The 19078-nt window shown below is 33.7% G+C and carries 19 protein-coding genes; 9 read left to right on the top strand and 10 right to left on the bottom strand.

Annotation, left to right across the window (positions count from 1 at the left end; translation table 11 throughout):
* Positions 1–31 precede the first annotated feature (31 nt).
* The gene (locus tag NBT05_RS18010; RefSeq protein WP_265771288.1) at positions 32–991 is read right to left on the bottom strand and encodes a Gfo/Idh/MocA family oxidoreductase; all 960 of its coding nucleotides are present in this window, start codon (positions 989–991) and stop codon (positions 32–34) included.
* A 156-nt stretch (positions 992–1147) separates the two neighbouring features.
* On the opposite strand from NBT05_RS18010, the gene NBT05_RS18005 reads away from it, so the two are divergent.
* Together NBT05_RS18005 and NBT05_RS18000 are read left to right on the top strand one after the other, a co-directional pair.
* On the top strand, positions 1148–1795 hold the full coding sequence (locus NBT05_RS18005) for a protein-L-isoaspartate(D-aspartate) O-methyltransferase (protein ID WP_265771287.1): 648 nt from the start codon (positions 1148–1150) through the stop codon (positions 1793–1795).
* A gap of 55 nt (positions 1796–1850) precedes the next feature.
* A complete protein-coding gene (locus tag NBT05_RS18000) occupies positions 1851–2537 on the top strand; it encodes a hypothetical protein (protein ID WP_265771286.1) in 687 nt (228 codons plus the stop codon).
* 65 nt (positions 2538–2602) lie between these two features.
* On the opposite strand, the gene smpB is transcribed toward NBT05_RS18000, so the two are convergent.
* On the bottom strand, positions 2603–3061 hold the full coding sequence (gene smpB / locus NBT05_RS17995; RefSeq protein ID WP_265771285.1) for an SsrA-binding protein SmpB: 459 nt from the start codon (positions 3059–3061) through the stop codon (positions 2603–2605).
* Between the two features lie 364 nt (positions 3062–3425).
* Between smpB and NBT05_RS17990 the strand changes: the two genes are divergently transcribed.
* Positions 3426–4193, top strand: a complete 768-nt coding sequence (locus tag NBT05_RS17990) for a DUF6503 family protein (protein WP_265771283.1) — start codon at positions 3426–3428, stop codon at positions 4191–4193.
* A gap of 14 nt (positions 4194–4207) precedes the next feature.
* On the opposite strand, the gene NBT05_RS17985 is transcribed toward NBT05_RS17990, so the two are convergent.
* The 4 genes from NBT05_RS17985 to clpB all read right to left on the bottom strand — a co-directional run bounded on the left by NBT05_RS17985 (position 4208) and on the right by clpB (position 10360).
* The gene (locus tag NBT05_RS17985) at positions 4208–4732 is read right to left on the bottom strand and encodes a SixA phosphatase family protein (RefSeq protein ID WP_265771282.1); all 525 of its coding nucleotides are present in this window, start codon (positions 4730–4732) and stop codon (positions 4208–4210) included.
* Between the two features lies 1 nt (position 4733).
* Entirely contained in the window at positions 4734–5795 is a 1062-nt protein-coding gene (locus tag NBT05_RS17980; RefSeq protein ID WP_265771281.1) for an esterase-like activity of phytase family protein, read from the bottom strand.
* Between the two features lie 83 nt (positions 5796–5878).
* Entirely contained in the window at positions 5879–7246 is a 1368-nt protein-coding gene (locus tag NBT05_RS17975) for a cellulase family glycosylhydrolase (RefSeq protein ID WP_265771280.1), read from the bottom strand.
* Between the two features lie 513 nt (positions 7247–7759).
* Positions 7760–10360 (bottom strand): ATP-dependent chaperone ClpB, encoded by a 2601-nt coding sequence (clpB, locus tag NBT05_RS17970; RefSeq protein ID WP_265771279.1) that lies wholly within the window; start codon positions 10358–10360, stop codon positions 7760–7762.
* A gap of 200 nt (positions 10361–10560) precedes the next feature.
* Here clpB and ytxJ point away from each other — a divergent pair, with 200 nt between their 5' ends.
* A complete protein-coding gene (gene ytxJ / locus NBT05_RS17965; RefSeq protein WP_265771278.1) occupies positions 10561–10962 on the top strand; it encodes a bacillithiol system redox-active protein YtxJ in 402 nt (133 codons plus the stop codon).
* A 159-nt stretch (positions 10963–11121) separates the two neighbouring features.
* On the opposite strand, the gene NBT05_RS17960 is transcribed toward ytxJ, so the two are convergent.
* Positions 11122–12411 carry a hypothetical protein gene (locus NBT05_RS17960; RefSeq protein WP_265771277.1) on the bottom strand — a complete coding sequence of 430 codons (1290 nt, stop codon included), beginning with the start codon at positions 12409–12411 and terminating at the stop codon, positions 11122–11124.
* 472 nt (positions 12412–12883) lie between these two features.
* On the opposite strand from NBT05_RS17960, the gene NBT05_RS17955 reads away from it, so the two are divergent.
* Complete coding sequence (locus tag NBT05_RS17955; RefSeq protein ID WP_265771276.1) at positions 12884–13249, top strand: SnoaL-like domain-containing protein; 366 nt, start codon at positions 12884–12886, stop codon at positions 13247–13249.
* A 188-nt stretch (positions 13250–13437) separates the two neighbouring features.
* Positions 13438–13935 (top strand): rhodanese-like domain-containing protein, encoded by a 498-nt coding sequence (locus NBT05_RS17950; RefSeq protein ID WP_265771275.1) that lies wholly within the window; start codon positions 13438–13440, stop codon positions 13933–13935.
* Between the two features lie 50 nt (positions 13936–13985).
* Here the strand turns inward: NBT05_RS17950 and NBT05_RS17945 are convergent, their stop codons facing one another.
* From NBT05_RS17945 to pepE, 3 genes are all read right to left on the bottom strand, one after another.
* Complete coding sequence (locus NBT05_RS17945; RefSeq protein WP_265771274.1) at positions 13986–14861, bottom strand: sterol desaturase family protein; 876 nt, start codon at positions 14859–14861, stop codon at positions 13986–13988.
* A gap of 116 nt (positions 14862–14977) precedes the next feature.
* Positions 14978–15892 (bottom strand): glutaminase, encoded by a 915-nt coding sequence (locus NBT05_RS17940; protein WP_265771273.1) that lies wholly within the window; start codon positions 15890–15892, stop codon positions 14978–14980.
* Between the two features lie 2 nt (positions 15893–15894).
* Positions 15895–16602 carry a dipeptidase PepE gene (gene pepE, locus NBT05_RS17935; protein WP_265771272.1) on the bottom strand — a complete coding sequence of 236 codons (708 nt, stop codon included), beginning with the start codon at positions 16600–16602 and terminating at the stop codon, positions 15895–15897.
* A gap of 253 nt (positions 16603–16855) precedes the next feature.
* Here pepE and NBT05_RS17930 point away from each other — a divergent pair, with 253 nt between their 5' ends.
* Genes NBT05_RS17930 through NBT05_RS17920 form a run of 3 tightly spaced genes read left to right on the top strand, consistent with a single transcriptional unit; the run spans position 16856 to position 19033 of the window.
* Positions 16856–17641: a carboxypeptidase-like regulatory domain-containing protein gene (locus tag NBT05_RS17930; protein WP_265771271.1), complete on the top strand. Its 786-nt coding sequence runs from the start codon at positions 16856–16858 to the stop codon at positions 17639–17641.
* 46 nt (positions 17642–17687) lie between these two features.
* Positions 17688–18467, top strand: a complete 780-nt coding sequence (locus NBT05_RS17925) for a hypothetical protein (RefSeq protein WP_265771270.1) — start codon at positions 17688–17690, stop codon at positions 18465–18467.
* 41 nt (positions 18468–18508) lie between these two features.
* A complete protein-coding gene (locus tag NBT05_RS17920) occupies positions 18509–19033 on the top strand; it encodes a DUF6702 family protein (RefSeq protein WP_265771269.1) in 525 nt (174 codons plus the stop codon).
* Positions 19034–19078: the final 45 nt, after the last annotated feature.

The following is a 19078-nucleotide window of genomic DNA, read 5'->3' as shown; positions in this document are numbered from 1 at the left end:
AATAAATGATTAATTTGTGTAAATAGTAGATTTAAAAACAATTCATAATCTGATAAGCTACAGATAATGCCCGCTTTCCGTCTTTTAAAGTTACTACCGGTACAGTACCTTCCTTAATTGCTTTTGCAAAAGATTCCAGTTCATCTAGGATAGCATTATTTTCTGCTACATGAGGGTTATCAAAATAAATTTGTTTTTTTACCCCTTCTGCATTTTGTAAAATCATAGCAAAATCATCCGGTTGTTCCGGGGCTTCTTTCATTTTGACCACTTCGCATTTTTTTTCAAAATAATCAATAGAAATATAAGCATCCTTTTGAAAAAAACGCGATTTGCGCATATTTTTTAAGGAAATTCGGCTTGCCGTTAAATTGGCTACGCATCCGTTTTCAAATTCAATACGAGCATTAGCAATATCCGGGGTTTCGCTTATCACAGAAACACCGCTGGCACTGATATTTTTAATAGGAGCATCAACTACACTGAGTATAGCATCCAGGTCATGAATCATTAAATCTAAAACTACCGGGACATCCGTACCCCTGGGATTAAATTCAGATAATCGATGTGCTTCAATAAACATTGGGTTGTTAATTTGTCCGAAAACAGCAGTAAAAGCCGGGTTAAAACGTTCTACATGACCTACTTGCCCTAATACTTGTTGCTGTTTTGCCAACGCAATCAGTTCCTCGGCTTCTGCTACCGTATTTGTAATCGGTTTTTCTATAAATACATGTTTTCCGGCAAGAATAGCTTGTTTTGCCACGTCAAAATGAAAAAGAGTAGGGGTTACGATAACCACTACTTCTACGATGTCAATCAGTTCTTTAATAGAAGCTACCAGAGGATATCCGTATTCTTTTGCAACCTGCATTGCATTTTTTTGATCAGAATCATAAAATCCGATAAGGTCATATAATTCGGATTGTTGTAACAAGCGAAGATGAATTTTACCCAGGTGTCCCGCACCCAACACTCCTGCTTTTAGCATATGTTTGGTTTTTCACAAAAATAATATTATTTGACAGGTAAAGTCATAATACTTTCAAAAATAAGAAGATATAAAAAAAGCTAAAATTTTCTTAAAATTGTTAGTAAAAATTAAGAATCTTTATGTAATTTTAACTTCTTAACTGCTACATTTCAAATGATCTACCGCGATACATTAAAACATGCTGGTAAGCGCAAACAATTGCTTACTATTTTAATGGAAAAAGGAATTGAAGATACTTCCATACTAAATGCTATTGGTAAAATTCCCAGGCATTTATTTATGGATTCAGGGTTTGAAGACCATGCCTATCAAGATAAAGCATTTCCTATTGGTGCAAATCAAACTATTTCTCAACCTTATACCGTTGCTTTTCAAACAGAATTGTTAGAAATTAAGCCGGGAGACAGGGTTCTTGAAATTGGAACCGGTTCCGGATTTCAAACGGCGGTTCTATGTGAATTAGGGGTAAAAGTATATAGTATTGAACGACAAAAGGAACTGTTTAAAAAAGCTAAACTCTTTTTACCTAAATTAGGCTACCGCCCAAAGCACCTTTCTTTTGGTGACGGGTACAAAGGCCTGGATCGGTATGCACCTTTTGATGGCATTATTGTAACCGCAGGAGCCCCTTTTGTTCCCAATCCCCTGTTGGCGCAATTAAAAATCGGTGGGCGCCTGGTCATTCCCGTAGGTAATGATCCGCAAATTATGACATTATTTGTTCGTAAAAGTGAAACTAAATTTGAAAAGCACGAATTTGGAGAATTTAGATTTGTACCACTTTTAGAGAATAAGAATTAAATAGTTCTTAGTTTTGCCACTTTTAAAATTATAAATTAAGGTTGTAAGCATTACAATGAACGAAATAGCTAAGAAAATTCTTAATAATAAATCTGATTATAGAAGAAATCTTAAGTTCTTAGATCTAAACTATGACGGAATATTTTCAAGGAAATTAATTAAAGAAAAAAATGAAATTAACATACTATCAATTTTTTCTGAAATGGAATTTGGCTATACTTTAAATCAATTATTTTCAGAGGTTATTTATGAACCTAAAATAAATGGAAAAACCCCTGACTGGTTGGTGAAATCTGAAAGTGAAAATATAATTTTTGAAGTAAAAAAAATAAACCCGATAGAGAAAGAATTAAATGACAGAATAAATTTGTTTAAGAGAAATGGCTATTACGGAAATCAACAGAATTCCTATTGTACTTCAATTACGAATTTTATTCCTCAATTATCGAAAATAACAAATAAAGAAAAAACATACCGAGATTTAGTAACATTAAATAATTATAAATTGATCATTTGCATTGATGTTATTAATCTACAAAAAGATTTTATTACAGATAAAGATTTAAAGGAATATCTAAACTTTGACGATAACTATTCAATTCTAAAAGATTACCCAGATTTTTGTAATAATGTTGCTGGAATTATTGGAAAACCTATGTATGGTAATCTAGTATTTATTGAAAATAGAACAGCTAAATTTAATATCAACGATGTTAATTTGAACGTAATGCTCAAAATATAAGTATATCTAAAGAAAGGACTAGGCAGTTTTTAAATAGATGGTTAATCAAGCCACTTCAATTCAACTTAAAAATTCTTTTTTATACGATCCAGGGCACGTTTATTATCCCGATCTTTAATAGTTTCTCGTTTATCATATAATTTTTTACCCTTTGCCAGTGCAATTTTTAATTTAGCAAAACCTCGTTCATTAATAAAAAGTCGGGTAGGTACAATTGTTAATCCTGAATTTTTAACTTCTTTTTCTAGTTTTCGTAATTCCCTTTTGTTTAAAAGTAATTTACGTTCGCTTTTAGGATTATGGTTAAAATGTGAAGCATGCGAATACTCCTGAATATGCATATTAATTACAAAAAGTTCACCTCCGTTATGAAATTCACAAAAACTCTCTGCAATACTGGCCTTTCCTTCCCGAATAGCTTTAATTTCAGTGCCAACCAGTTTTATTCCTGCAACGTAAGTATCAAGAAATTCATATTCGAATTTTGCCTTTCGGTTTAATATATTTACATTTTGTTGCAGCATGCTATAAGTGTTCTTATATTTTGGTCTTTTAAAAATGCAAAGCTACAAAAAGCATCTTTGTATTATAGATAGAATGTAGTAAACCTTTACTGGCAAAACTTTGTTTTAAAGAGTTGCGAACTAATATTTAAGAGTAGAAATATAATTAATTCCTATTCTTAAGATGAAGGCTGTTATATTGATAAGTTTATTTTTAAGAACTAACACTAATACCTAAAATTATATGTTTGTTAATGTTAATACTAAGATAATATCAAGTTAGTAAAAAGGCAGAAGTGTACTTTAAAACAATCGTATGACGTAAGTTTTCTTATCTTATTACGGCAAAATAAAAGTTCGCTAAATACTTAGCAAAATTCTTCATATGAAAAAGATAAAAAAGATAGTACAAATTGTATATTTAATATTAATAATTCTTGGAATTACCAATACTCTTAATGCACAGGTAAGTGCAGATAAAATTATTGATAAAGCTATAGAAAAAGCTGGCGGTGCGTTATTCGATAAAGCAACCATTCAATTTACTTTTAGGGGAAATCAATATCAAAGTTGGCGTAACTTAGGAGCCTACCGTTTAGAAAGAACAGTAATAAAACCTGAAGGTTTACTGCAAGATATTGTATCTAATAATGGACTAGAACGATACCTGGATCACTGTCCGCAATTGGTAACTGATTCTTTGTTAACCCGTATAAGCGATGGAGTAAATTCGGTACATTATTTTGCTTCTTTACCTTTCGGACTTAATGCCCCGGCGGTTAATAAAAAGTTGATTGGGGAGGGTACGATCAAATATCAACCTTATTATAAAGTAGAAGTAACTTTTATCCAGGAAGGTGGCGGAACCGATTTTGAAGATGTATTTTTATATTGGATTCATAAAGAAAATTTTACCATAGATTACCTGGCATATCAATATGCGGTAAATGGCGGGGGTATCCGATTTAGGGAGGCTTTTAATCCTAGGGTGATCAAGGGGATTCGATTTGTAGATTATAAAAATTACAAAACAGATGATCTTTCAATTTCGCTACATCAATTAGACAAGTTATATGAAGCTGGAAAGCTGAAATTATTATCTGAAATAAACACAGAAAATATCAGGGTGTTTTTTGAACAGGATTGTTGTTAGATTTACTTCAAAGGTTAGTTATTTATAGTAGCTATTGAACTGGTAACGGTTGAATCTTTAATTGTAATAGTGATAAGCTGATCATAGTCATCCTCAGATATATCTGAAAATTTATGTTCTCCAATAATAGTATTAGCAAAATCAGGAATGGTATTACTATGTCCTACCACCAGGACATTTTTATGATGAGTGTTTTGTTTAAAATTTTCCGTATAACTATCATTTGGATTATAACTTGTTACGCTAAGGTTTAATTGATCCGCAATTATCTGTGCGGTTTGTTGGGTTCGGTTATAATCGGTACTGTAAATAGCATCCAAGTTTTTATTAGTAAAGTATGAACCCCATTTTTTGGCATGTTGCTTTCCTTCTTCCGTAAGATCAGGATTACCCCCTTGAAGTTCCTTTTCGGCATGTCTGATAAAATAGTAAGTAGTGGTTTTATCCTGTGATTTTTCTGATGGTTGATCTACCTTTTTAATTTGCTGACAGGCAAAAAGAAATAGTAAAAACGGAAGCAGAATGAGTGCTTTATACATACTAGTTAAATTTAAGTTCCAATAAAATAAACTGGTTTAATTGCTGTGCAGGGGGATTAAAATTATTATCTGCTACTAAAAGTAAGGATAAATTTCCGTTTGGCAATTTAGGGCCAAAGGTCATTCCTTCCAGATTGTCTACGATTTGACGAGTAAGTTGTGACCGAACGCTTTCAAAAGTAAATAGTAGTTTTTTAGTTGCTGGAATATGTTTTTCTTTTAAAACTACGTCGTTTAATGTATTAGTAGCGTTTGTAAAGTCTGCCAGGTAAATCCGAACGTTGTTTCCTTGGGTACCATAACCTGCAACATATTCTCTTTCCAGAACTAAAAATTGTTTTTTTGAAATTTGAAGTATTTCGGTTACACCGTTTACCGCAAATGTACCTTTTGGGTCTTTTGATAGTTTATCTAAAGAATAAATAAACTGCTTTATTGCTTTTTTTAACTTAAAATCAAAATAAGTCAAACGAACAGGTGCTCCGTTAGAGTTATATGAAGGTTCGTATCCGTCTTTTTCCAGCGGAAGCTCTGTCGCTGCCCAAAAGCCTTTTTTATCAAAAGAAACAGTAATACCTTCAAAAACCGCGTTGTGACGAGGTTGATTTATGGCCGTACTATCTGCTAAAAAATAGGAGGGAAGTGTGTAAGAATAAAGTATTTTTCCATTACGGTCCGTTTGAAATATACTAGGCTCTTTTTGATAATTAATGGAACCTTCACTAGAAAAAAGAAACGTATTATCAAACATTCGTATACCTTCTAAATCTAATACATTTCGATTTACCAATAGTTGAGAAGTAGTATCAAACTTAGTCAGTTTTTCAAATATAATAGTGTCAATTTTAAAATCTTTAAAAGCAATATTAGCTTGATAAAACCTCGGATTATAGGCATCATCGCAAACCAGGTTAAAATGATTAGAAATTGGGTTATAATCAATACCGGATAAACCACCGATAGAAGAACCAGAGAATATGGAATCATTAGTAACGATATGTTCATCCAAAAATTGAATTTCCGGATTACTAAAAAAAGTAACGCTACTTTTACAACCTATCATTAACGATAGTATTGACAAAAGTAGCGTTAGTCTATGTAATCTTACCGGCATTCTGTAAAATTACAACTTCTTAAAAGTTTAATTTACTTTTTAGTAATCAAAGCACTTGCTGTTTTTCCGTTTGCTTCTATTTTTAAGATATAGTTACCGGTAGTCAAGGCTTCCGTAGAAACTTCAGGATTTAATTTACTTACTTGTTGAGTAACCAATAATTTTCCGGTTAAATCCAGGATTGAAATCGTGTTGATTATATCTTCTGCTTCAATAGTAATCCTATCTTCAGCAGGTAACGGGTAGATTTTAATTTGTTCGCCATTTAAAATAACCTCTGGTGCAGATAAGGTATTTTGCTGTTGTACAATACTTTTCATGAAATTACCAGGAGCGGTCAGATCGTTGTTTAAAAATCGTTGTACTCCGTTTAAATCAGAATTACTGGGATTACTAGGGTCCGCTTTGGCAGTTATTACTGCGGATGTTTCATTTAGGTCACTTAAAGACCAGTTTACAAAACTTACTTTATTATTTTTTAAGAAATTAATCCATTGGTTAGTTTGGTTTCGATTAAAACCTCCGTTCCCATCAGCACTTACAGATCCAAATTCTGTAACAAAGAGAGCAATACCAGCATCCATAGCTAATTTCGCTTTATTTCTTAAAGGTTGTTGGTGATCAGCAGTATTGGCATAAAAGTGTAAGGCATATGCTATGTTAGGATCGTTTATCCAGTTTTGATCTGCAGCAGGTTCATCAACATCCTGCGACCAGGTAGAAGTACCTACCACAATTAAATTATCCTTATCATTCTTACGGATTTCTGCAATTACAGGTCGTGAATAATTTTTAATAGTTGACCATGAGGTTTTAGGATTACCTTGTCTGGCTCCATAAGGTTCGTTATAGATTTCGTATATAATATGATCATTAGATCCGTACTTTTTAGAAATATAGCCAAAGAATTCTACGGCTTCGTTTACATATTTTTCAGCTTCATGCGTATGCCAGTCTACGATGACATATATATCATTTGCAATAGCAGCATCAATCACGGCTTCTAAACGAACTAAATTAAACTCCTTCGCATCTTTCCATTCTCTTCCTGCTGCATAAAAATCAGTCCCATTGCCAATATAGCCACGACCACCATCCCAGGTTTCAGTAACACCAACTGCAGCTCTTACTATGGAAGCATTCCAGTTATTAGCCAAATGATCTACTGTTTCTTTGTTGTAAAAATCACTCAGTGTCCAGGCAGCATTGCTCCAGAATAAACTCATTCCAGCGAGACTGATTTCAGTACCGTCTTCTGCAGTTACTTTGTTTCCGTTTACTTGTAGCCGCCCAAATTTACCTACCGCTCCGTTTTGTGCGGTGATGTCTAGATTTGATGTAAGTAATAAAATAAAGCCAAGTGCTACGACTTGCTTTAGGTAGTTAATTCCTGTATTCATAATTACGAGTTTGTTAAAAGGTTCCCAAAAGTACAATAATTTTTAAATTTTATGAATTTTAGGTAGAAAAAATCTAATATTTATGTATGTAAAAAAAGCCCGCTCATTTAAATGAACAAGCTTTATACGGAATTAAATTTTAAGTAGAAAAATACTATTTTAAAATTTGCTCGCCTTGAACTTAACATGATAACTTAAATTAATTCCATCTATTTAAACATTAGTGTCCGGTAAAGATTCAAGATCCGCCTGCAGATGAGCAGGTCGCTATCGCTTCTAGAAACAAGAATCAAGACTAATCATATAGTATTGAAAATCAATATTTATGTTAAAGAAGGAATTACTTTTAAAAAAGTGAAAAAGCAACTTACAAACACTTTAAAGTTTGGTATCACCTTATATTACTATTCTTTATAAACTTTTATTTATTCTAACCTGACACTAATAATATTTAAAACAAAAATCCCCAAACTATAAAGGAATGGGGATTCATATATTAAAGAAGTATAGTCTTTAAGAAACCAGTTCTGCTTGATTTCTAAAAACCAATTCGTCATTAAAAGCATCAAGTAGAATAATACTGTCAATCGTTACCTTACCCGCTAAGATCTCTTTTGAAAGTTTATTAAGTACTTCCTTTTGTATGGTTCGTTTAACTGGTCGGGCTCCAAATTCCGGCTGAAAACCACGTTCTGCCAACCATTCTGTAGCTTGCTCGGTTGCATCTAGCGTAATTCCCTGTTGCGCTAACATTCTGGAAACATTCCGTAATTGTAAAGAAACAATTTCTTTAATATTCGACTGGGACAACGGAGCGAACAAGATAATATCATCAATACGGTTCAGGAATTCAGGTCGTACAGTTTGTTTTAATAAACCTAGAACTTCTACTTTAGCACCCTCCATAGCACTATGCACGTCAGGTACCGTCTCAAATTTATCCTGGATAATATGACTTCCCATATTACTCGTCATGATGATAATACAATTTCTAAAATCAGCCGTTCTTCCTTTATTATCTGTCAACCTACCTTCATCCAGTACCTGTAATAAAATATTAAAGGTGTCCGGATGTGCTTTTTCAATTTCATCTAACAATACTACGGAATATGGTTTTCTTCGAACCGCTTCAGTTAATTGTCCGCCTTCATCATAACCTACATATCCCGGAGGTGCACCTACCAATCGACTCACCGAATGCCTTTCCTGATATTCACTCATATCGATTCGAGTCATCGCATTTTCATCATTAAACAGGTAGTCTGCCAAGGCTTTTGCCAATTCGGTTTTACCTACCCCGGTTGTTCCTAAGAATAAAAAGGACCCGATAGGTTTCCGCTGATCTTGTAAGCCAGCCCGACTACGGCGAACGGCATCACTTACCGCTTGTATGGCTTCATACTGACCAACCACTCTTTTTTGTAGTTCTTTTTCCAAAACTAACAATTTTTCACGGTCGCTTTGTAACATTTTGGTTACCGGTATACCTGTCCATTTAGCCACAACTTCAGCAATATCTTCATTAGTAACTTCCTCTTTAATTAAGGAAGATTTACTTTGTTGTTGATCCAATTGCTGTTGTAGCTCGTCCAGTTCTGCTTGTGTATCCTTAATTTTTCCGTAGCGCAATTCGGCTACTTTACCATAATCACCGTTTCGTTCCGCACGTTCGGCTTCCATCTTATATTCTTCAATCGCTGTTTTAGCGTTCTGAATCGCATCTACTACTTCTTTTTCGCTTTGCCATTTGCTATAAATTTCATTTCTTTCTTCTTTAAAATTAGCAAGGTCTGCATTTAAAGATTTTAGTTTACTCTCATCATTTTCACGCTTAATAGCCTCTATTTCAATCTCCAACTGCATGATTTTTCGATCTAAAACATCTAACTCTTCCGGCTTTGAATTAATTTCCATCCGTAGTTTAGAAGCTGCTTCATCCATCAAATCAATAGCTTTGTCCGGTAAGAAACGATTGGTGATATAACGCTGTGATAATTCAACCGCAGCGATAATAGCTTCATCTTTAATTCGAACTTTATGATGGGTTTCGTATTTTTCTTTTATTCCTCTTAAGATCGATATGGCACTTTCTGTATCCGGTTCATCTACAATGACTTTTTGGAAACGTCTTTCTAGAGCTTTATCTTTTTCAAAATATTTCTGGTATTCATCTAGAGTAGTTGCTCCGATTGCACGTAATTCACCCCTGGCTAAAGCAGGTTTTAAGATATTTGCTGCATCCATGGCACCCTGTCCACCTCCGGCACCAACTAGCGTATGTATTTCATCAATAAAAAGAACAATATCTCCTTCACTAGAGGTAACTTCTTTAACTACTGCTTTTAGGCGTTCTTCAAATTCACCTTTAAACTTGGCCCCGGCAATTAAAGCCCCCATATCTAAAGAAAAAATCTTCTTATTTCTAAGGTTATCCGGAACATCTCCATCTACAATACGATGGGCTAATCCTTCGGCAATTGCAGTTTTACCTACTCCCGGTTCACCTACCAACATGGGATTATTTTTAGTCCTACGGGATAATATTTGTAAGATTCTTCGAATTTCTTCATCCCGACCGATTACCGGATCTAACTTTCCACTTTCGGCTAGTTCATTTAAATTTTTAGCGTACTTGCTTAAAGACTGATAGGTTTCTTCAGCGCTCTGTGAAGTAACCCGTTCGCCATTCCTGATTTCCTGAATAGCTTCCGTTAAGTATTTTTCAGTAACCCCCTGGTCCTTTAAAATCTGAGCAATTTTACTTTTTGATTTAAAAATGGCAAGGCTTAAATGTTCTATGGAAACATATTCATCGTTCATTTTTTTTGCGATGATACTTGCTTCATTTAGCGTTTTTCCGGCTTCTCTGGACAATTGGATTTCTCCACCTGATACTTTAGGAAAACTGGAAAGTGTGCTATCCAAGACCTGTTGTAAAAGAGTTACGTTTACATTTAATTTTTTTAATAAAAAAGGAAGTACGTTCTCATCTACATTAAATATGGCTTTAAATATATGTTCGTTTTCAATTTGCTGATGTCCCAAACTTTGCGCTAATTGTTGCGCTTGTTGAATAGCTTCCTGGGACTTTATGGTAAAATTATTAAAATTCATGTGCTTTACTATTTTGGTTTCTTTGAGGTTCTTCAAATTATATACCCGGATTGAACTACAGTCAAATTGTCTGATAATTGTAAGATTTAACTGACTAAATGACTGTTGTTGGACAATACTGTTATAAACAATTAGATAAGGGTTAAATTAATTTAGTTTATAAAGGTATATTTGTTTAAAACATAAAAAAATTAATGGTTATGGGTATATTTAAAAGCCTCTTCGGAGATTCCAGTTCGAATAAAAAAGAAAATGAAAATCAGAAGTTAATTCCCTGGAAAGAATTAAAGAGCTCAGATCAGTTAAAAACAATTAGAGAGGATTCTAAAAACCGTACCCAAGCTATTTTTAAGCATTCCACCCGTTGTGGTATCAGTAAGATGGCATTGCGTAATTTTGAAAGTAGTTTTGACCTGGAAGGCGAACAAGTAGATCTGTATTACCTGGATTTATTAAACCACAAAGATATTTCTCAGGATATAGCTGCAGAATTTCAGGTATTTCATGAATCTCCGCAATTTATCGTGATTCGTAATGGAGAAACGGTTCATCATTCGTCACATAGTGCTATAACTCCACAGGTATTATATCAATATATTTGAGAAGATCTAGATTTTATTTGACAGAGGGTAAGTAGTAAATAATTACCATCTAATGGTATGTTTTAAAGCTCTTCCGGATAGCTGAAATTAGAAGGTTTATACAAAATGTAAATTAGATATAGAGTTGTTAATTGATTATTTAAAATATACTCGGATTTTCTAATCCATCCCGGATAATCGGGCGGATTTCACAAAGGTTTCGTCCACGTCTAAATCTTCTAAATTTTCAGGTGTTGTATTGGTGAAAAGTTGCTTAAAATTTATTGGGTTTTCTGTATATTGATTATATTTCACGGTACTCTTTACAAAAGTCTTGTCAATATGTGAAGGAAGGATAAGGACGTCTTTGTTAATATTAATAATGGAGTTATTAACGGTAAATGATTTTCTTACCTGGTTATCATCCGTATAACTGTTGTCAAATGCAACTACATTAGAAAATCCGGAAATGGTAGAATCGTAGATATGGACTTTTGCCAAATTTTGAAGGGATACCAATGCTTTAATAGTATCTTGATTTGGGTCATCTATCTCATTTGCAAAAATAAAATTCCTAAAGGAAGCAAAGGCAATGTCTTCCGTATTTGTAGTTTCTTCAACTACAGAGAATCCTTTAGCTTCAATTGCAAAAGAATGATCCGTATTTAGAGTAGTAAGGTCTCGTAAGACTAAACTCTTTTTGATTCCTCCTTTAAAACCTCTCTGAATATAAAAATCATCATCTCCGGTTTTATAAGAGATAAATTTACTAAAATAACCATCTCCTCCGGTAAATGAAAAACTATCGTTTTGAGAGTAACTAACCATCACGTTATCTAAGGACGAAGTATTTCCCAGGGCGTAAAAATTTAAAGCTGCCCCCTCAGCGTTAGTTTTAGTAACCTTACCACCATATTCTACCCGTACATATCTCATAATAACCGTTTCTTCATCTATGTCCGTACCTCCATACTCCCCTAATTTTAAAGAAGAAGGTAATGAGTCAGATGGAAGTCCTGAAGTATCCGATATAGTTCCGGAACCCATTACATAAATGCCACCCCAATCACCTGCTTTTTTATTTCCCGTTCGCTTATTTGAGGTGAAAACTATAGGAATACGTTTGCTCCCAATAGCTACTAATTTTGCTCCTTTGGTAACAATAAGATTGGTTGGATTTTGAGAGTCACAACGAATAATAGTTCCTGCGCCAATACTTAATTTTGCATTATTCGTGACATACACGTCTCCGGAAAGTGCATAGGTTTTATATCTACATAAATGGAGGTCTTTATCAATATTGCCACTAATAATGGTATCTACTTCAGGATATTCAATAGTATTAGGGGTAAAGGAAGTCCACTCTTTTTTCCAGTCATCTACTTTTCGAGATTTACGCTGTGCTTGCAAATTATGACATAAAAAGACAATTAATAATAATAAACAGAAGATGGAATTGCCCTTTTTCATAATAAAAGTATTGGTGTGTTAGTAATCTAGAAAGTAATATATTAAAAATATCAAATACTCACAAAATGTGCTCTATCAAATATAAAGATACAATGCTTTTTTAAAATTGATTAAACCTGATCCGTAGAAACCTTAATGTAAATCATAAAATTAAGAGAATGAATAATGATATCTTGAATTTAATAGTAAATAGTTGATAATACTGTATAATAACCTATAAAAATCAATTCATTTTTAGTAAAATTTTGTTTCACCAAATGGTACCGAAAAATTTTAATTTTATAGATTCAATAAATACTATGTTTTTGGTAGAGTTAGAAATTTAATAGCTCTTTACGGGTGCCATTTCTACGCAAAAAACGTCTTTTTTAGTAACCCATAGACTTATATTCTTATCGCTTTTTAACAAGAATACTATGTTATCTTTCAAAATATTTTAATAGTTTTCATTTGAATTGTAACAATTATACGAATGAATACTAAAGATATTGCAAAGAAGTTAGTCGATTATTGTAAGAATGGTAAGATAGAAGAAGCCTATAAAGAACTGTATGCTGAGGATGCTGTAAGTAAAGAGATGGAGGGCGTTCCCAATGGAGTAATTAAAGGTAAAGCAAGTCATCTTGAAGCGTTTAAAGAATGGCAAAATTCTATCATAGAAGTACATGAAGACTATACTTCTGATCCACTGGTTGCTTATGGTTATTTTGCCGTAAGAATGATGATGGATGTGACTTTTAAAGAGAGAGGGCGTCAAAAATTTGATGAAATCTGTTTGTATAAAGTGGTCAATGATAAAATTACAGAAGCGCACTTTTTTTACCATATACCTATGTAAGTAATAGCATCAAGTTGAAGTATTTTCATAAGATCGAATTTAAGATATTAAAGTTTGGTAAAGATTTAAGATCGCTATTGCTCGCCGTACTTCCCTGAATAGTCTGGGAAGTGTTATCTATTAAGTAAGATAAAAGATATAACCTTTCTAAATTCGGCTTATCTTTAGTAAGATAAATTATTAGGATTATGAGAAAAGTTGGATTATTACTTTTAGTTATTCAAATAGCATTTACCTCCTTCGGACAGGCAAAGCTGACGAACCCCCGGTTTGAACAAATGTTAGATTCGTTACTTACCCATCAGGTTCAGGAAGTTCTACCGGGAGATATTGCTATGGAACAGGATTGTATATACCTGGATACCCGGGAAAAAAAGGAATATAAAGTAAGTCGTATTAAAGGTGCTACCTGGGTAGGTTATAATTCATTTGCTTTAAAAAAAGTAAGGGATATTCCCAAAGACCAAAAAATAATTGTATACTGTACCGTAGGGTATAGAAGTGAGAAAATTGCCGAAAAATTAGTGAATGCCGGATTTACCAATGTCTCTAATTTATATGGTGGTATTTTTGAATGGGTACATCAGGATCAACCTGTCTACAATGATACTGGTAGTACCCAAGAAGTGCATACCTATGATAAAAATTGGTCACAATGGCTTCACAAAGGAATAAAAAAGTTCTGATTTAATAGATGAAGAGCTCTATTATCTTTTAAGCCTAATCCAGCTGTAAATTAGTGTTGCCCTTTTTTAAAACCGTATGTGTTTTGACCAATAAAAGAAGAAGGAAAAGCCTCGTCTCCAGGAAAGCCCAAAGGTATGGTGCCACTATCCTCAGGAATGTAATTTGTTTTAAAAAGGTAATCCCACAGACTTAAGCTAATCCCAAAATTTACTCCGTAGGTACCTTCAGGAAGCTCGTAGGCATGGTGGTATAAATGCATTACCGGGTTGTTTAAAATATACTTTAAAGGTCCCCAGGTAATTTTAATATTAGCATGATTTATATGACCAATGGTAATTGCAAGAAAATGTGCAACGTAGGCTTGTTGGGGTTCAAAGCCAAACAAGATCATAACGGCAAAAGTCTTTAAAGGTTTATATAAAATATTTTCCATCCAGTGATAGCGAAGGTGTGCGGCAAAGCCCATTTCTTTTACACTATGGTGCACTTTATGATATCTCCATAAAACAGCGTATTTATGCAATAAAGTATGTGTAAACCATTGTACAAAATCCAAAACAATAAAAAACACCAGGAGTTGCGTCCAGAGAGGCCAATCCGATGGATCAAAAAGGGCCAGTGAGTTTTCCTGAATACCTATATCTGTAAAAACTAGTTGTAATATTTTATAGAACCCACTGATGGCTATGGAAAAAGCAAAAAAATTAAAGAACATATAAAACGCATCTAACCAGAAGTCTTTTCTCAATACCGCCTGTTCTTTCCGCCAGGGGAATATAATTTCTAAACCCCAAACGAACAAAGAAATAGCGATCAATCCATAAAAATAGTTTGTATACCAGGGGACTTCAAAACATATGGATTGCCAGGTCCAGTTAAGCGTTCCTGTAATTGCTTCTATAAAACCTTCCAAATACTTTTTCATAAGCTTATATACATAGTCGTATTAGCAGGCATAATTTACGATATGTTGTGGGATTTATCAATTTATGCAGAAAACTACTATGATCATTCAATTGCCAAACAACTTTAAAATCCAATTTAAAAAACCGAAACTCCACTTAAGGTCGTAAAACGTTCTAAGGCATACATTCCTAATTCCGAATTTCCTTTTTTATTTAATGGGGGGCTCCAGACAGTTACGGATAATTCATTAGGGTGTACCGCTGCAATACCGCCACCTACGCCACTTTTACCAGGTAAACCGATACGGTAACTAAATTCGCCGGCTTCATCATAAAATCCGCAGGTTTGCATCAGGGCATTAATCCGTTTTGTTTGAGAAGCGGTAATAAGTTGTGTTCCGTCAGATAACTTACCGTTTTTCGCATAAACAGTAAAACTTCCAGCAAGTTCCGCACAGGTTAATTCGATTGCACAAAAATGGGTGTATAACGTCAATACTTCGTTTATTTCGTGTTTTATGTTACCAAAGGATTTCATAAAGTTAATAAGCGCTTGATTACGTTGGCTACACTTCATTTCAGAATCAAAAACATCCTGATTGATCGGAACTTTATCTATATCAGCCATTCTTTGTATCATTTTAACCAATTCTGCTTGAGGGTTGCCACAAACCTCCAGCAAAATATCACAGATTACAAGGGCACCGGCATTGATAAAAGGATTTCTGGGGATTCCTTTTTCTTGTTCTAATTGAATCAACGAATTAAAAGGATCACCGGAAGGTTCAACTCCTACACGCTTAAAAATTTCTTGTTCTTCAAGATACTTAAAAGCCAGGGTAAGCATAAATACTTTAGAAATACTCTGAATAGAAAAAGGAGTATGTTGTTCACCGAACCCAAAATGACTCCCGTCGTTACAAAGTACGTGCATCCCAAAAGCATTTGGGTCTACTTTAGCCAGTTCCGGGATATAATTAGCAACTTTTCCGGTAAGTTTTTGTTGTTTAATCTCTTGTTCAATGGTTTTTAGTATGTCTGCGTATTCCATAATTATTTTAAAAAGCTTACATCCGTCTCCGGGGTAATTTCATAAGGGGTTTTATTTTGCTCAAAAATCCGTGCGGTTAGCTTGCCTTGTAGGGTAATTTTTTCGTCCTTTATTTTTATCCAACTACCTTCTCTCAGGCCGATTACCGGGGGCGTATTAAACGCGTGGTATTCTTTAATTCGGGTTTCCCGGGTTTCTCCGTTATGTGTAGAATCCGGGTTAGGGTCTAGATAATGTGGGTTGATATTAAAAGGTAAAATTCCCAAAGTCTTAAAACTTTGAGGTTGTACGATGGGCATATCATTTGTGGTTTGCATGGTGAGTCCGCAAATATTACTTCCCGCACTAGTTCCTAAATACGGTTTTCCTTTTAAGATTTCTTCTTTTAATTTTGTTATTAATTGGTTTTGGTATAACTGGTGTACTAGCATAAAGGTATTACCACCTCCTGTATAAAAAGCTTCAGTATTTTGAATCGCTTGTACGGCATTTTCAAAGGTGTGAATACCCACTAAGGTAATTCCGAGTTCCTTAAATATAGGAACCACGAGTGCTGTGTATTGATCGTGGGTTCTTCCGCCCGGACGGGCATAAGGAATAAAAAGTACCTTTCTACACCCTTTATACAATTCTTGTATTGTGTCTTTAAAATATGCTAAAGGTTGTTGACCAAAAAGGGAAGAAGTACTTGCGATAATACAATTTGCCATAAAAAGAATTTTTGTAAAGGTACACTATAGCTAAATAATAATTAGTGGTACGTAAGATCGTAGATAGTAGAAAGCTATACTAGAATGATAAAAATCAATTTGGTTGATATAGCGTGTTAACTTAAAAATTCTAACTTTTACGGAGAGATTTGTAGTATTTATTCTTGTTTTTAGATAGTATATATTTATTTGTGAAAAAATTAATGGTGTATCTTCAAAAATTTGGTAATTTGATTGAAACTATTCAATATTTATGAAAACTAAACTTCTTTTATTACTATTTCTGGTGACCGTAGGATGTGTCATAGCTCAAGAAAAAGATATTACCATTACAGGAAAAATAAATGCTCCGGTAGGAGATGATGTAGAAGGGATTGTAATTTATAATAAAAGTTTAAATCAAGCTACGATCACTAATAAAAAGGGGGAGTTTGAAATAAATGCAGCACTGGATAATAAAATTGAAATTACGGCCATGCAGTATCAAACCTTTACGGTGGTAGTGGATAAAAGTATAATTGATACTAAAAAGATGACGGTTTATCTTAATGAATCCGTTAATCTATTGGATGAAGTAGTGGTAACGCCTTATGACCTTTCCGGAAATGTAAAGGCAGATGTGTCTCGGGTAGCGGTAAACTATGGGAATTTAGCTAACGTAGAAGAGCAGGCAAGCGCACCGATTAATGACGTTGATTATCGCTGGACTCCGGATGAATTGTCTACTGCCGAAACAAATATTCCTTTTGGGATTCGGATGAAATATGGACTTAATTTTATTAACTTATTTAAGGCAGCCTTCGGAAGTAAAAAAAATAAAAAAACTATAGAAAACGTGGACGTTGCAGTAAAAAGAATGTATGACGATCGCTTTTTTAAAGAAAATCTAAATCTGGAGTTGACCCAAATTGATGACTTTATGGATTACGCCGAACAAAAAGGCCTGAATGCTTCTTATCTGAAAAAAGGAAAAGAACTAGATCTGATCGAATTTTTAATTGTACAAAGTGAGGCTTATAAGGATCACATAAAAAAATAGATCCTTTTTAGTCACATTTCTCAGGAGACCAGGTCTTTTTAAAAGTATGGTCAAAAAATTACTTTTTACAACTTTTAGTTTGATCTCTTCTTGGCAAGGTCTACAAGCACAGGAGATTGAAGGTCGAATTATAGCGGATCAGCTACAGGGATATGCTATCAATATTATTAACTTAACTCAAAACCTAGGAACTACTAACGATGCATTTGGTAATTTTACCATTCCAGTAAAAGTAGGGGATTCTGTTATATTCTCGTCTGTGCAATACGAACAAAAAATAGTAGTGATTAATCAGGCGGATTTTCGTAAACAGAATTTGATTGTACAGCTTACTACGCAAACACAAGAACTGGAACCCGTAACTATTAGTAATATTAGTCTATCCGGCAGGTTAGATAAAGACGTAAGAGGGATTACTTCCGCTCCGGTACTTACCGCAAAAAATCTGGGGTTACCTTATAGGACTAAAAAAGAAAAAACACCTGCTGAGCGTAAATTGTATACGGCCACTACTTCTGCAAGTGGTATCCCTTTGGATTTGATTATAAACCTGCTTAACGGGAAGATTAAAATGATTAAAAAATTAATTGAAATTGAAAAAACCGAAGCTAGGATTGCTAAAACCAAACAGGTACTTTCGCTACGCTTACTTTCTGAAGGACTAGGAATACCTATAGATTCCGTAGATGATTTTTTGTATTTCTGTGAAGAAGATGCTTTGTATAAAAAGTACATTAAAGAAGAACAAACCTATCAACTCTTTGAATTTTTACAGGAAAAAGCTAAAGATTATGTAAACCTACAAACACCGATCGCTATTGACTGATTTTTAAACTATCTTGGCATGATCTTTATAATATATCAAGTATGGGATCTTTTTACTTCCGTTTTTTTAAATACGTTTCTTTTTTACTATTGATTTCTATACTGGTTTCTTTTATAAACCTCCATAAATTTTACGTAAGTGTTACCCAAATCGAATTTGTAAAAGAAAAAAAAGCATTACAAATTATTTCACGTGTTTTTGTTGATGATATCGAGAAGGTGCTTAACGAGCGTTTTGGAACGAACTTTCGGTTAGATCCTGAAAAAGAACAACCTGAAATTCAAAAATACGTAAACAACTATTTTCATAAGAAATTCAATCTGGAAGTGAATGATCAGAAAGTAGAAACTGTTTTTATAGGAATGGAATATGAGAACGATTTGTTACTATGTTATCTTGAAGTAAATAATGTAAAAGAATTAGCTCAAATTACCGTAGAAAATTCGCTGTTGTTAGATTTATTTTCTGAACAACAAAATATTATCCATGTAATTACCGAGAAGGAACGTAAAAGTATCATTTTACAGGATGAAGAAATTAAAGGCATGTTAAAGTTTGGTGAATAAAAATATAAACCTTTAAAATATATTATTTTGCCATAGGAAGTAGTA

This window comes from Aquimarina sp. ERC-38 (genome assembly GCF_026222555.1).
Lineage (GTDB): Bacteria > Bacteroidota > Bacteroidia > Flavobacteriales > Flavobacteriaceae > Aquimarina.
This window is presented reverse-complemented; position numbering and strand designations above follow the sequence as displayed.